The 13614-nt window shown below is 64.6% G+C and carries 14 protein-coding genes and 1 pseudogene; 6 read left to right on the top strand and 9 right to left on the bottom strand.

The window, feature by feature from the left end:
• Positions 1-68: 68 nt before the first annotated feature.
• From QQL28_RS43435 to QQL28_RS43425, 3 genes are all read right to left on the bottom strand, one after another.
• Positions 69-695 (bottom strand): transglutaminase-like cysteine peptidase, encoded by a 627-nt coding sequence (locus QQL28_RS43435; protein ID WP_284275783.1) that lies wholly within the window; start codon positions 693-695, stop codon positions 69-71.
• Between the two features lie 330 nt (positions 696-1025).
• On the bottom strand, positions 1026-1637 hold the full coding sequence (locus tag QQL28_RS43430; protein WP_284275781.1) for a PilZ domain-containing protein: 612 nt from the start codon (positions 1635-1637) through the stop codon (positions 1026-1028).
• A gap of 98 nt (positions 1638-1735) precedes the next feature.
• Positions 1736-2896, bottom strand: coding sequence for an MFS transporter (locus QQL28_RS43425; protein WP_284275779.1), 1161 nt, complete (start codon positions 2894-2896; stop codon positions 1736-1738).
• A 190-nt stretch (positions 2897-3086) separates the two neighbouring features.
• Here QQL28_RS43425 and QQL28_RS43420 point away from each other — a divergent pair, with 190 nt between their 5' ends.
• Both QQL28_RS43420 and QQL28_RS43415 read left to right on the top strand, forming a co-directional pair.
• Positions 3087-4238 carry a zinc-binding dehydrogenase gene (locus tag QQL28_RS43420; RefSeq protein ID WP_284275777.1) on the top strand — a complete coding sequence of 384 codons (1152 nt, stop codon included), beginning with the start codon at positions 3087-3089 and terminating at the stop codon, positions 4236-4238.
• 99 nt (positions 4239-4337) lie between these two features.
• Positions 4338-4850, top strand: a complete 513-nt coding sequence (locus QQL28_RS43415; protein ID WP_284275775.1) for a hypothetical protein — start codon at positions 4338-4340, stop codon at positions 4848-4850.
• A 132-nt stretch (positions 4851-4982) separates the two neighbouring features.
• On the opposite strand, the gene QQL28_RS43410 is transcribed toward QQL28_RS43415, so the two are convergent.
• Positions 4983-6056, bottom strand: coding sequence for a tartrate dehydrogenase (locus QQL28_RS43410; RefSeq protein WP_284275773.1), 1074 nt, complete (start codon positions 6054-6056; stop codon positions 4983-4985).
• Positions 6049-7380 (bottom strand): MFS transporter, encoded by a 1332-nt coding sequence (locus QQL28_RS43405; protein WP_284275772.1) that lies wholly within the window; start codon positions 7378-7380, stop codon positions 6049-6051. Before QQL28_RS43405 ends, QQL28_RS43410 begins: the two co-directional genes overlap by 8 nt.
• 126 nt (positions 7381-7506) lie before the next feature.
• Here QQL28_RS43405 and QQL28_RS43400 point away from each other — a divergent pair, with 126 nt between their 5' ends.
• A complete protein-coding gene (locus tag QQL28_RS43400) occupies positions 7507-8412 on the top strand; it encodes a LysR family transcriptional regulator (RefSeq protein WP_284275770.1) in 906 nt (301 codons plus the stop codon).
• Positions 8413-8633: 221 nt separating this feature from the next.
• Here QQL28_RS43400 and QQL28_RS43395 read toward each other — a convergent pair whose 3' ends face one another.
• The 3 genes from QQL28_RS43395 to QQL28_RS43385 all read right to left on the bottom strand — a co-directional run bounded on the left by QQL28_RS43395 (position 8634) and on the right by QQL28_RS43385 (position 10204).
• Positions 8634-8960 (bottom strand): hypothetical protein, encoded by a 327-nt coding sequence (locus QQL28_RS43395; protein WP_284275768.1) that lies wholly within the window; start codon positions 8958-8960, stop codon positions 8634-8636.
• A gap of 139 nt (positions 8961-9099) precedes the next feature.
• Complete coding sequence (locus tag QQL28_RS43390) at positions 9100-9624, bottom strand: GNAT family N-acetyltransferase (protein ID WP_284275817.1); 525 nt, start codon at positions 9622-9624, stop codon at positions 9100-9102.
• Between the two features lie 25 nt (positions 9625-9649).
• Complete coding sequence (locus tag QQL28_RS43385; RefSeq protein ID WP_284275766.1) at positions 9650-10204, bottom strand: PAS domain-containing protein; 555 nt, start codon at positions 10202-10204, stop codon at positions 9650-9652.
• A 457-nt stretch (positions 10205-10661) separates the two neighbouring features.
• Between QQL28_RS43385 and QQL28_RS43380 the strand changes: the two genes are divergently transcribed.
• Positions 10662-11468, top strand: coding sequence for a rhomboid family intramembrane serine protease (locus tag QQL28_RS43380; protein WP_284275764.1), 807 nt, complete (start codon positions 10662-10664; stop codon positions 11466-11468).
• A gap of 192 nt (positions 11469-11660) precedes the next feature.
• Positions 11661-12089, top strand: a complete 429-nt coding sequence (locus QQL28_RS43375; RefSeq protein ID WP_284275763.1) for a CBS domain-containing protein — start codon at positions 11661-11663, stop codon at positions 12087-12089.
• A 3-nt stretch (positions 12090-12092) separates the two neighbouring features.
• Here the strand turns inward: QQL28_RS43375 and QQL28_RS43370 are convergent, their stop codons facing one another.
• Complete coding sequence (locus tag QQL28_RS43370) at positions 12093-13181, bottom strand: patatin-like phospholipase family protein (protein WP_284275762.1); 1089 nt, start codon at positions 13179-13181, stop codon at positions 12093-12095.
• 235 nt (positions 13182-13416) lie between these two features.
• Here QQL28_RS43370 and QQL28_RS43365 point away from each other — a divergent pair.
• Positions 13417-13614: pseudogene (locus QQL28_RS43365) on the top strand (hypothetical protein); the annotation flags it as partial.

Raw genomic sequence — 13614 nt, 5'->3', positions numbered from 1 at the left:
GCGAACCGGTCTGGGACGGGGAGGGGTGGGGATGTGACCGGGTCGCGTAACTCGTTTGTTTGTTCCTACTACTGATCCTTGGCGCTGGCGGTGGAGACCGCCGGCTTGGTATCGCCGAGCGAGACCCAGACGTTGGGATCGCCCTGCGACTGGCGCTTGACGAAGCGGTAGCCGGTCTCGGTCCAGGCGACGACATTCTCGTTCTGATTGTCGAGAATGAACTCGCCCTTGTCGGTCTTGACCGTCAGCACCGCGTGTCCTTCACCCTTCTTGTCGCGCACGACGGTGATCAGCAGGGCCTCGCGCGGCCATCCGGCATCGATCAGCATCTTGCGCTTCAACAGCACATAGTCCTCGCAGTCGCCGTAGCCGTCGGTCGGCAACGACCACTTCTCGATCACGCCCCAGTGCTCCATGTCGGTCAAAGGCTTGACGGTCTCGTTGACCCAGCGATTGACCTTCAGCAGATCGCGCCATGCCGTCTGCGACATCACGATGTCGCGCGGCTGCGACGGACCGCCCTGGCATTGGGCAGCATTGTCGGCACAGAACTCGACCCAGCCGATCGGCGCACGCGTGTTGTCGCCGAGGCTCGCGTAGAGCAGGCGGCCTTCGCCGGCCTGCACTGTCGCGCTGATCCCGAAGAGCATGGCGGCAACCGCCAGCCCTTTCCCCTGTCCCCTGAAGTCGAACATCGTGGCCCCCGTTTCTTGTTGGGACCACAATTCGCACGAAGCTTTTGCGTTGCCGCTAAGTGTGCCAAGTCAAGTCGAGACGAATGCAAGTAAAACGAGCGCCGAATTCGATTTATACTTGAGGAGAATTCGACTAAAATTTGAGAATACTGCAATTGAATAAAATTGTAGGCATTAACGCGCGAGCCCCGGGGAACTCAGCGTTTTCGCACCGTGCGGCCGTCTGCGTTAACCGGCAGCCGCGTGCGTGCGAGATGCGAAAAAGGCGGCATCCGCGTTGCGGAGGCCGCCTTTTCGGCTTGATTGCTGGATTTTTCGACCTGTTGCGCTTTACCGCGCGGTAACGCTCTCTTCGAGTGTCTCGATCGGCTGCTCATGGACGAACTCGAGCGCAAAGCCGTCTTCGAGATTTCTGACCACGCGGCCCTGCACGCGGCCGAGCATGACGGTGGACTTCAGCGGCGGCCGGTTCTCCGCTGCAATGGCAGCGCCCGACAGCGACAGGTCGATGATGCGGCAGGTCATCTTGGTGCCGTCTTCGAGCGTGAGCACCGCGATCGGGTTGCGCGGCACGACACGGTCGTGGCGGCGATCCTCCGGCAAATTGAGGATGTCGCGGTTGGCGAGCCAGGTGAGCTGGGCGGCGAGCTTGTCGCGCTTGCGGGGCGTTGCCCCGATCGTCATGGCGAAGCCGTTGTCGATGATCCGGGTGATCTTGCCCTCGACGCGGCCGATATGGTCGAGATAGGCGACCACGCGGTCGCCGACATTGCCGATGCCGGGGGCGAGTAAGGCGAGGCCGCCCGGTGACATGTTGATCACCTGGCAGGGGAATTCACGGCGATCCGGCAGCATATAGCGGCCGAGCAGATGCACTTTCACCCGCTGGAAACGCCGACGTTCCTCGGCGGCCGGAAGAAATTTTTTGTTCGCCAACGCCATTTTCACTACCCGACCCCCGCCCGGGCGGAGTCCCAAGGACCCTAAGGCGCACAGGGTTAACGCGCCGTTAGCGGGATGGACGGGACCTTCAGAATAGGTCAAGCGGGCCGGGTGCGGCGGGAGGCGACGCGCTCGAAAAGCCACAATAGCACCGGGCAGACGAGCACCGCGAGCGCGCCGAGATCGAGCGCTGCCGCGGCACTTCCGGTCCATCCGGCGAGGCGGCCAGCCACCGCTGGTCCCAGCATCATCGCGGCATAGAACACCGTGAGGAAGATTCCCATGCCGATCGCGCGTGTCTGTGGCGCCAGCACGCGCGCCGGCAGGCTCATGATCGGACCGGCGGGCTGTCCCGAGACGAGGCCGAGCGCGATGACGATCGCGACCACGGCGCTCGATCGCGTCAACAGCGCAAGCAGCGATGCAAGTGCAAGGCTCCCGCCGACGAGAAGGGTGAGGGGGCGTCCGGTACGGTCGGCGAGAAAGCCTCCGAACGGGACGGAGATAGCCGAGATCCAAAGCGCCAGGCTGATCACCGAGCCTGCCGCCGCGACGGTCCAGCCGCGCTCGACCAACAGTGAGGGGCCAAATGACAGGATCATGGCGAAGCCGACATTGAACAGACCCCAGATCGCGCCGGCGATCATCACGGCCGTCACCGTCTGCCGATCGAGGCTCGCGGACGTCGCCGCCATTGCGGCGCTTGCGGGTGGCGGCCGGTAGAGCAGCATCAGCACGAAGCCAAGGGCGATCACTGCGCAGACAGCCAGGAATACGGCGCCGGCGCCGCTTGCCGTGCCAATCGCGGGCAATGTCAGGAGCGAGAGGGCGATCCCGGCCGGCCAGGAATTGATGACGATGCCCATGGCGGTCGCGATTTCCTTGCCGGCAAACCAGTCCGTGGTCATCTTGGTGAGTTGCACGCTGAGCAACACGCCGCCAATCCCGGCAATGACCCGTCCGGCGATCTGGAGGCTCCAGGCGTCCGCGAGCGCCATTGTCATGCTGCCGGTCATCATCAGGGCGAGCGCAGCGAGCGCGGTCGCCTTGTCACCGAACCGCGCGCCGATTGCGCCGCCCGGCAGTGCCAACAATACGCCGGGCGAAAAGTACAGACCGATCAAGAGCCCGATGTCGGCGAGGCCCACGCCAAAGGTCTTTTCCAGGAGTGGCGCGACCGCCGCCACGCTCTGAAACTGGAACGCCATCGTGAGGCGCACGAGAAACAGGATTGCAAGAACGCCCCAGCGATGGCGCAAGGTCTCACCCCCGGATCTCTGAGCACGTGGTCGCAAGATGTAAGTATCGCGTGACAGCTTCGCGGTTCAGCAAGACCTCGATTCAGGGCTTCGGTCTTGCCGCAACGGTTGGCATCGCGCCGAACCTCACATACGCTTCCGGCCAGCCCGCGACATCATTCAACACAAGACGGGCAGTGAGGAAACAGCCATGGAGTCAATCCGCGTATGCACACACGCTGGGCCGGGCGCTGAACCCGTCATCCGCGCCGTGCCGTGGCCGAAGGTCGGGAAGAGGGCTGCCCTGATCAAGATCGGTGCCTGTGGCGTATGCGGCACCGACCTGCACATCCTCAAAGGACATTGGCCGAAGCCGCTGCCCTGGCCGTTCACACTCGGACACGAGCTCGGCGGCGTCATCGTCGAATGCGGCGACGAGTTCACCGAGGATTTCATGAGCAAGCCGCTTCACGTCGGATCGAAGGTGATGATCCCGCCTCTGATGCCCTGCGGCCGCTGCTACTACTGCATCCATTATCCGGCAACGGCCAACAAGTGTCTGACGCCGGTCTATTACGGCCGCTATCTCGGCTTCGACAAGGCTCCGCATCTGTGGGGCGGCTGGGCCGAATATGTCTATGTCGATCTCGACATGCTGCCGGGCACCAAGATCTACAAGCTGCCCGATGACATGTCGCTGCGGCTGGGCGCGCTGTCCGAGCCGTTGACGTCCTGCATCCGCGCCTTCAACCGCGCGAGCCGCGCCGGTGGCTTCGCCTGGGGTGACACGGTCGTGATCCAGGGTTCGGGTCCGATCGGCATTCTGGCGGTCGCGGCTGCGCGGGAGATGGGAGCGGGGCGCGTGATCTGCGTCGGCGCGCCGGAAGAGCCACGGCTCAAGCTCGCGCGCGAGTTCGGCGCGGAGGCGACGGTGAATATCGAAGAACTGAAGACGCCGCAGGATCGCATCAAGGCCGTGCGCGACATCGTCGGCGGTTTCGGCGCCGATCTCGTGATGGACTGCTCGGGCCATCCCTCCGCCGGCCCCGAAGGCATCGAGATGCTGCGCGACGGCGGCACCTATGTCGAGATGGGCCAGTTCACCGATGCCGGATCGATCGAGACCTCATGGCACCGCATCTGCACCAAGGACCTCAACGTGCTCGGCTCCTGGGGGTTTACCGGCAACGATCTGCCGCTCGGCGTCGACATGCTCTACCGCACGCGCGACCGATATCCGTGGCTGAAGATGCAGACGATCTATCCATTCACGGAAAAGGGTGTCGCGCAGGCGGTGGCGGATGCGATGGCAATGAAGACGGTGAAGTCGACCATCGTGCCCTGGCCGGAACTGGTGGGGTGATATTGTTGCCCAGAAAGTTCCATCAAGACTCCGCGATATATCCACGCGAAGGTGAAACTTAGGACCAAGTTCCGGCTTTCTCTTCACGGGAGAATGACCGTGAAGCAAATCCTGAAACCCGTCACCTACATCCTCGCCGCCGTCTACTTCCTGGTGGACGCGGTTTTCATGGCCGTGGCGAGGCCGATCTCGCGCTGGCTCGGGCGGCATCTGGAATTCAAGCGGCTGCGAGCCTGGATCAGATCGCTATCCCCTTATCCCTCGCTTGCTCTGTTTTCCGTGCCGGTCATCATCCTGGAACCGATCAAGCCCGTGGCCGCCTATCTCGCCGCAACCGGTCAGGTCCTGAGCGGCGCCGCCACTTTCATTGTCGGCGAGTTGCTCAAGCTCGTGCTGGTCGAGAGGCTGTTCCATCTCACGCGTGACAAGCTGATGAGGATTCCGGCTTTCGCCTGGGCCTATACGAGGTTCGCCGAGGCCAAGGCCTGGCTGCAAGCAACCGAAGCATGGCGGGCCATTCGCGCCTTGAGCCAGGCGGCGCGGGACTATGTTGCGCAGGCCAGAGCAAGACTTGTGGGCGGCTTCAGCAAGCTGGCGACCTTTCGGGACTAGCACCCCGGGCGAGTAGCCCTCTAGGCGAGCTTGCGCGGTGCCGCGGTCGCCTTGTCACCGGAGTTCACCTCTTTGCAATCCGCGTCGAGAGAAGCGGTGGGTTACGCCTTCGGCGAACCCACCCTACGCCCCTCATTCGTTCGAGCTATAGATCGCGTCCACGACCGCGTCGGTCACTTGCTTCGTGGTCGCGTTGCCGCCGACGTCGGGCGTCTTGATGCCCACGCCTGAGACCTTCTCCACCGCACGCATCAACCGCGCGGAGGCGTCGCGCTCGCCGAGGTGATCGAGCATCTGCGCCGCCGTCCAGAAGCTTGCCACGGGATTGGCGATACCCTTGCCGGTGATGTCGAAGGCCGAGCCGTGGATCGGCTCGAACATCGAGGGGAAGCGTCTTTCAGGGTCGATGTTGGCCGTCGGCGCGACGCCGAGGCTGCCGGCCAGCGCGCCGGCGAGGTCGGACAGGATGTCGGCGTGGAGGTTGGTCGCCACGATCGTGTCGAGGCTCTGCGGCTTTAGCGTCATCCGCACGGTCATCGCATCGACCAGCATCTTGTCCCAGGTGACGTCGGGGAATTCCTTGGACACTTCGTCGGCGATCTCGTCCCACATCACCATGCCGTGGCGCTGGGCGTTGGACTTGGTGACGACGGTGAGCAGCTTGCGCGGCCGCGACTGCGCGAGCCTGAAGGCGTAGCGCATGATGCGCTGGACACCGACGCGGGTGAACACGGCGACCTCGGTGCCGACCTCCTCGGGCAGGCCGCGATGCACGCGGCCGCCGCAGCCGGCATATTCGCCTTCCGAGTTCTCGCGCACGATCACCCAGTCGAGATCGCCGGTGCCGACATTGCGCAGCGGCGAGGTGATGCCCGGCAGGATCTTTGTTGGGCGCACGTTGGCGTATTGGTCAAAGCCCTGGCAGATCGGCAGGCGCAAACCCCACAGCGTGATGTGATCGGGCACGTCGGGCGCGCCGACCGCGCCGAAATAGATCGCGTCGAATGTCTTCAGCCTGGCGAGGGCGTCGGTCGGCATCATCACGCCATGCTTGCGATAATAGGCCGAGCCCCAGTCAAAGGTCTCGACGTTGAACCTCACGTCGCCGAGGCGCTTTTGCAGGCTTTCGAGCACAGTTACGCCGGCGGCGATCACTTCGGGGCCGATGCCATCGGCGGGGATAGCGGCAATGGAATATTCACGCATGGTTGGATCTCCGTGGGAATGAAGTGGCGTTGGGGATGGCATCGCCGACGGCACGATCGCGCTGGGTGCGGGAGAGGAGCCAGGTCAGCAGGGCTGATAGCACGAGCAGGCCGGCGACGAAAAACAGACCGCCCTGAAAGCTGCCGGTCAGGTCCTTGATCAACCCGATCATGGCGGGACCGACGAAGCCGCCGAGATTGCCGATCGAGTTGATGGTGGCTATGCCGGCTGCCGCCGCCGAGCCGGACAGGAACATCGTCGGCATGCTCCACAGCGGCGGTTTGGAAGAGGAGATGCCGATATTGACGAGGGTGAGCGTCAGCACGACGGAGGCGACGGTGCCGGCGAAGCCGGCCATCGCAAGGCCAAGGGAGGCGAGCAGGCAGGCGCTGACCACATGCCAGGTGCGCTCGCCGGTGCGGTCCGAATGTCGCGCCCATGCGACCATGGCGATCACGGCGACGATGCCCGGCACCGCATTGAGGAAGCCGACCTGGAGCGAGGAGAGCCCGAGCTCCTTGATGATCTGCGGGGCCCAGATGCCGAGCGTGTAGAGACCGGCCGAGGTGCCGAAATAGACCAGCGACAGCGCGAGCACGCGCGGATCGGCAAGACCTCGCCAGATGCTGTGGTGTGCTGCATGCGCCTTGCTGGTCACCTCCGCATTCATCGTCAGCACCAGCCAGCGGCGCTCCTCCTCGGTGAGCCACTTCGCCTTTTCGGGCCGGTCGGTCATGTAGAACAGCACGACCACGCCAAGGACGAGCGCGGGCGCGGCCTCGATCAGGAACATCCACTGCCAGCCGGCGAGGCCAAGCAGGCCGTGCATCTCGAGGAGTGCTCCGGAAACCGGCGATCCCAGCACGGTCGAGAGCGGTGCGGCGGCCATGAAGATCGCGGTGACGGCGGCGCGCTGCCGCGCCGGAAACCAGTAGCTCAGGTAGAGGATGATGCCGGGGAAGAAACCGGCTTCGGCCGCACCCAGCAGGAAGCGCAGGGCATAGAAGCTGTTGGGGCCCTGCACGAAAGCCATCGCGCCCGAGATCAGGCCCCAGGTGATCATCACCCGCGCGATCCAGATCCGCGCGCCGACCTTGTCGAGCACGAGATTGGAGGGCACCTCGAACAGGAAGTAACCGAGGAAGAAAATGCCGGCGCCGAAGCCGAACACGGTCGGCGAGAAGCCGAGGTCCTTGTTCATGGTCAGCGCCGCGAAACCGATGTTGACGCGGTCGATGAAGGCAACGAAGTACAAGAGCATGATGAACGGGACGATGCGCAGCGTGATTTTGCGCAGCACCTGTGATTCCAGTTCGGAACTCATCGAGCGATCCTCGCCTGATTGTTGTCGTTGTGCTTGACGGCCGCCGCACGAAAGACCCGGCCGGTCTCAAAGACAATCGGCTCGCGTTTATTCAAAAAATTGATATAATCGTACGCGGAGGACGGAATGGACCTGCATCAATTGCGCTGCTTCCTCGCGGCCGCCGAGGAATTGCATTTCGGCAAGGCGGCGCAGCGCCTCGACATGCTGCCGTCGGCGCTCGGCCGCCACATCCGCCTTCTGGAGGAGGATCTCGGCGCGCGCCTGATGACGCGCACGACCCGCAGCGTTGCGCTCACGGAAGAGGGCGAGCTGCTGGTCAAGGAGGCCGGTCAGCTGCTGGCGCAGGCCGATGCGATCGCCGACAAATTCCGTAACCGCGCACGCAGGCGCGCCGCAAAGGTGCGCCTGGGCGCCATCGACAGCGCGGCGGCCGGCCTGCTGCCGATGCTGCTGCACGATTTCAGGAAACGAAGGCCCGACGTCACCGTGCAGCTCGTCGAGGACAAGACCATCCGCCTGTTGCCGCGGCTTTTGTCCGGCCGGCTCGATCTCGCGCTGGTGCGCCCGCCGCAGCAGGCCGACAAGCGGCTGGAGTTTCTCTTCCTGTTTCACGAGACGGCAGTCGTCGCGGTGCCCGACCGCCACCGCTTGGCGTCCCGCAAGCGCGTCAAGATCGCCGATCTCGAAGGTGAGGCGCTGATCGTGCCCGAGCGCAAATCGCGCCCGCACAGCCACGACCTGACCATAAAACTGTTCGCGGAGGCGGGGCTGGAGGCGCACATCGCCCAGATCGCCGAGGAGAAGCAGACCATCGTCAATCTGGTCTCTGCCGGGCTCGGCGTCGCCATCGTCCCGCGCTGGACCGCGCGCATGGCGACGCGCGGCGTGCGCTACATCCCGCTCGCGGCTTCAACCGCCAACAAGCTGCCGCTCGCCGCGGCCTGGCCACGCGGCACCTCCGACCCCGTTCGCGACGAGATGCTGGCGATGATCCGGGCAGGGCTCGCGGCTTACGCGAAGGAGGCGTGAGTGAGGTGATCGCGCAAGGCGGCGTTGATCTGTACGAGCTGCGCTACGGCGGCGGCCTGCTGAGATAATGTAGCCCGGATGAGCGAAGCGACATCCGGGTTCTTTTGGCTGGAACTGTCCCGCATGTCGCTGCGCTCATGCAAGCTACAATATCACGTCAGAGCTAAGAAAACGCCGCCGGAGCATGCCGGCGGCGTCGTGTTCGATTGCGTCAGGTGATCTCAGCTGCCGCCGCCACCACCGCCGCCGCTACCACCGCCGCCTCCGCCACCACCACCGCCTCCGGCATTATTCATGGCGGAGGTGTAGCGGGGATCGGTCTGCTTCATGTAGGTGGGGGACGTGTCGCGGGGAGGCGTCGGCAGACGAACGACCCGCCGCTCTACGGGCGTGGTGATCGGAACAAGAACCTCGCCGCACCCCGCAAGGAAGAAGACATCGCAGGTCGAAACGCGCTGGGTGAATGCGTTGGCGTTGGTCGTGGCCATCGCGGTCGTTGCAGCGAAACTGATCAATGCAATTGCTGTCAATCTGGATTTCGTAAACATGGGAATTCTCCAGTCTTCGGTTCAGCGAAGCCCGGAACGGCCCGCTCAGCCGTTGGACGGAGCCGGACGAAAACCGGTTCGAGTACCTACACGGCAACGTGAACGGCCGGCGGCGGGGCAACGTGCGCACTGCGCCGCGCTATGCGTCGCGCAAACGGCTCTCAGCGAGATTGCGGATCATGTATGTCGCGCCGCCGCCGTAGGATGCCAGCTTGATGCGCAACGCCGGGTCGGGTGCGGTCATACGAAAATCATGGCGCGCCCAGAACGGAGAGGTGTCGTAGACGGAGACCAGCGCGAGATGTTCGATTCCGTTCGCGCGCGCCAGGCGTGCGATCGTCTCGATGTACGATGCCGCGACCCGATTGCCGCGCGAGGCGGGCATCACGGCGACGTCATGCACGTAGAGACAGTCCGGCGCGGGCGGCAGTCTTTGCAGGAAGTCGTCGAGCGGCGGAATCTGGTGGAGCATCCAGGGATGAGCGATGCCGTAGCCAGAGACATCCTCGCCTGCGATGAGCACCCGGCATCCTTCCGGAAACAAGCTCATCTTCTCCACAAGCACGTCCGCCCGCTCCGACAGATCGGGATGGATGACCGTCGCGATCGCGATGATCGCCGGCAGATCGGAGGGCTCGGCGCGGCGCCAGTGTGATTGCACGATGTTCCCGCGCGCCCGTGGCGGGCGCCTATCTCAGCCCCTCATATACCATCAATCCGCGCGCGATCTGCAGCTTGCGGATGGCGCGGGGCAACAGCTTCTCCGGCTGGTGCAGATAGCGCCAGGAGGTGAGGGCGAATTCGCCGAGCGCGCCATACTCGTCATCGAACGGCGCGAGCACGCCGGTGACGCTCACCGGGGTATGCGGTCGGGTGTTGAAGGGCAGCAGCAGGAGCTCGAGATGCGCGCGCGTGCCGTCCTGCCGCGTCGCGATGAGGCCGGCGATGGCGCCGAGCGTCTCCTCGGCGACGATTGCGGTGATCTCCTCGATCTCGGTGCGGCTTTCGCGCGTAAAGAGCGCAGCAAAGCTCTGGTCCTTGAGGTCGCGTCCGGCGAGCGCGCAGACGCGCGTGCCGGCGACGCGGAAGGGAAAGCCGAGCGTCGACTCGCAGGACAGGACAAAGATGTCGCCGAGCAGGCCGCGGACGGCGGCCGGATCGATATCGGCACGATCAGGCGCTCGCGCGGTGCCGCGCTTGTCGTCCCAGTAGGCGAAGAATTCGCGGCTCGACGGATGTTTCATGACTCTACGCTCGCCCCTCGGCCGCACGTCATGGGACAGACTTGTCCCGCTTCAGTGCACCTCGGGTCCCCTTCTTTGTTGTGCAGGAGAGGATTTGCAGCGTCCATGCCGGAGGCGTGTTTTTGGCCCTTGGGGGCGGACCTTTGCGTCGTTAACGTTAAATTAACGATGGGCTTTAACCCGTTCGCGCGGCTGCTATGGTCGTCGCGATCGCAAGCGCCGCCGCTTTTCTCCAGGTTCTCGGCGGGGCCTGTACACAGGGCGTCAAGCAGTTTGGTCGCTGGGCCGCGGGAAGGGGTGGGGAAACTCCTTATTCCTTGCAGGTCCGGGAAGGCCGACACGGACAGGGAGGGCTTTCCCAGGGCCCTCCCTTTTCCTTTTGTGCACTTGCACGTGGTGGGCAAAGGCGACTATCTCCACGCTTGTCGCTCTGTTCGCGCTTTGAAAGCCAAATCCCTTGGACGCCCCGCCAAATTCTCCGCCGGATGAGCCGGCCGCACTTCAGGATGCGCGGCGCGAGCCGGCTTTGACGCTGCCGGGCGCGCTGACGGCCTACATCGCGCTGCTGGCGGTAATCCATTTGCGGGTGCTGCTGCCGCCCGAGCTCGAAAACTGGACCATCGACGTCTTCGGCTTCATCCCGAAGCGCTACGATTCCTCGCTGCTCAATCTCGCGATCCCCGGCGGCGCCGGTGCGAAGGTATGGACCTTCGTCACCTATTCGCTGCTGCACGCCAATCTCACCCATCTCGGCTTCAACGTGCTGTGGCTGTTGCCGTTCGGCAGCGCGCTCGCGCGGCGCTTCGGGCCGGTGCGCTTCTACCTGTTCCTGGCGGTGACGGCGGCGGCCGGCGCGCTTGCCCATCTGCTCACCCATGAGCATGCGGTGGCCCCGATGATCGGGGCGTCGGCGTCGGTATCCGGCGCCATGGCGGCCGCGATCCGCTTTGCCTTCGTGCGCGGCAGCTTCCTGTCCTTCAGCCGCAGCGATGCCGACACGGCGGCAAAGGTACCGGCGCTGCCGCTGTTGCGAGCGCTGCGCGACGGGCGGGTGATGGGCTTTCTCAGCGTTTGGTTCGGCGTCAACATCATCTTCGGCATCGGGGCCATCGGGGTCGCCACCGAGGGCGCAACCGTCGCCTGGCAGGCGCATATCGGCGGCTTCTTTGCGGGGTTGCTCTTGTTCTCGCTGTTCGACCCAGTGCCGCGCACGCGCCCCGATGCTGCAGATGCGTCATCACAGGACATTTCAGATCGCATTTGAGGCGGCGCTTGCGGGATGGGTCGATTTCATTCATCATCGCATGCGAAGAATGTCGTGATGCGACAAGCCGGTAGCGGCCCTGCTTCGCGCAGCGCCTGAGAATGGAAACCGGCATCGAAACTGTTAGTTGAAGACTCGCGGAGAAGTCCGGCCCGACGCTTGAAGGGCCGGGTTGGATTCAGGGAGGCGGCAATGACGGTACGTTCTATCCTCGACACCAAAGGCCACCAGATCATGAGCGTCGAGCCCGACGCGAAGATGACGGCCGTAGTCAAGCTGCTCGGCGAGAAGAAGATCGGCGCGGTCCTGGTGATGAATCAGAGCCGGCTGGAAGGCATCCTGTCGGAACGCGACATCGTGCGCGTGCTGGGCGAGAGGGGCGCAGGCGTGCTGGAGGAGCCGGTCTCGAGCGTCATGACCCGCAAGGTCGTGACCTGCAAGGACACCGACACGGTCGCCGAGATCATGGAGATGATGACGACGGGCAAGTTCCGACATCTGCCGGTCATCGATAATGGCAAGGTGGTTGGCCTGATCTCGATCGGCGACATCGTCAAATGGCGTGTCCGCGAATACGAGACCGAGCAGGAAGCCCTGCGCGACTACATCAAGACGGCCTGAGCCTTATTCGATCGCTTTGTCGCCGGCCTTGTCGACCGTCTTGGTCGCGGTGCCTTCCGGCGCCGGCGCCAGCACGTGGATCGCCTCCTGGATGGAGTCGATCGCGCGCTCGGCGGCGCGGACGCCGAAGGCGATCAGATCGTCCGCGCGGTGGAAGTCGAACCAGCCGATCTGGCCGACCCGCGGCGTGATCAGCATGTCCGGGGGGTCACCGGCCAGACGCGCGCGGGTGATGCGGTCCTGCATGATGTTGAAGGCATCCACCATCACCGAGGAGATGCCGGGCCGTCCGCCGCCGCCGAAGAACTCGCGCTTCACCGTGCGCTCGGGCGAGAAAAACCGCGGGAAGCGCCGTTTGGCGGTGTCCTTGGTGCCGTCCTTGGCGGCTACGTCCTCGGTTGCGGCCGGCTCGACCGGGGCGGCCATCGCGCCGTGTGAGTAGATGGTCGTGGAATGGGTGAAGATGTCGCTGGAAAGATTTGCCGCGATGACGATTTCAGCACCCAGCGCCCGCGCCGCCGAGACCGGGACCGGGTTCACCAGCGCGCCGTCGACCAGCCAGCGGTCGCCGATCAGCACGGGCGAGAAGATGCCCGGCAGCGCATAGGAAGCGCGCATCGCGTCGACCATGCGGCCGCGCGTCAGCCAGATCTCGTGGCCGGTGCGGACTTCGGTGGCGACCGTGGCAAACTTGATCGACAGATCCTCGATCAGGGTCTGGCCGATCGCTGCCTCCAGCCGGGTTGCGAGCTTCTCGCCGCCGATCAGGCCGGAGCCATTGAGGCGGATGTCGAGATAAGAGAGGATGTTGCGCACGCCCTGGAAGCTGCGGGCCCAGTCCTCCAGCGTGTCGAGATGACCGGCGGCATAGGCGCCGCCGATCACCGCGCCGATCGAGGTGCCAACCACGACGTTCGGCACGATGCCGTTGGCCAGCAGCGTTTTCAGAATGCCGATATGGGCAAAGCCGCGCGCCGCACCGCCGCCGAGCGCAAGGCCGATGACCGGCCTGCGAATGCTGCCGAGCCCCACTTTTTCGCCGTTCGCACCGTTGGAGCCGTTCGCGCCGCGACCCTTCAACATATCCAGCACCGAAGATCTCCTACGACCCGATGACGCTGACCAGACTAAGCACCGCGATCCCGCCCCGCCAGACACACGGCGAAGCATGGTTTATGCCGCTTTGGGGAGGGCAGTGGGCGGGAGTATGGCGGTGGCCGGTTGCTGCAAGACTAACCATCAGGGGTTCCGCAAGGTTCCAGAACCAGGTATTTCGCGGGGTTCCGGTGGCTTGAATTTGCCGCGTTTTCGGTGAAAAGCAGGTGACATGATTTTCGGGGGTGACGGCATCAGACGATGGCGGCGCAGCGGATGGCTGCTGCCAGCCGTTTTGCTTGCCTGCTTCCTTGGCCAGGGCGCGGCTCACGCGCAATTGTTCTCCGACCGCCCGCCGCCGGTGCCACCGGCCGCCGTGCCCGATCCCGGCGCGGCCGTCAGCCTCGCGCCGCCCGGAGGGCCAGGCGCG

This window comes from Bradyrhizobium iriomotense (assembly GCF_030160715.1).
In the GTDB taxonomy this organism is placed as follows: domain Bacteria; phylum Pseudomonadota; class Alphaproteobacteria; order Rhizobiales; family Xanthobacteraceae; genus Bradyrhizobium; species Bradyrhizobium iriomotense.
This window is presented reverse-complemented; position numbering and strand designations above follow the sequence as displayed.

Coding starts and splice junctions, on each gene's coding strand:
- QQL28_RS43435 (WP_284275783.1), bottom strand. CDS start 695: ATGTTCGACTTCAGGGGACAGGGGAAAGGGCTGGCGGTTGCCGCCATG.
- QQL28_RS43430 (WP_284275781.1), bottom strand. CDS start 1,637: ATGGCGTTGGCGAACAAAAAATTTCTTCCGGCCGCCGAGGAACGTCGG.
- QQL28_RS43420 (WP_284275777.1), top strand. CDS start 3,087: ATGGAGTCAATCCGCGTATGCACACACGCTGGGCCGGGCGCTGAACCC.
- QQL28_RS43410 (WP_284275773.1), bottom strand. CDS start 6,056: ATGCGTGAATATTCCATTGCCGCTATCCCCGCCGATGGCATCGGCCCC.
- QQL28_RS43405 (WP_284275772.1), bottom strand. CDS start 7,380: ATGAGTTCCGAACTGGAATCACAGGTGCTGCGCAAAATCACGCTGCGC.
- QQL28_RS43400 (WP_284275770.1), top strand. CDS start 7,507: ATGGACCTGCATCAATTGCGCTGCTTCCTCGCGGCCGCCGAGGAATTG.
- QQL28_RS43395 (WP_284275768.1), bottom strand. CDS start 8,960: ATGTTTACGAAATCCAGATTGACAGCAATTGCATTGATCAGTTTCGCT.
- QQL28_RS43385 (WP_284275766.1), bottom strand. CDS start 10,204: ATGAAACATCCGTCGAGCCGCGAATTCTTCGCCTACTGGGACGACAAG.
- QQL28_RS43375 (WP_284275763.1), top strand. CDS start 11,661: ATGACGGTACGTTCTATCCTCGACACCAAAGGCCACCAGATCATGAGC.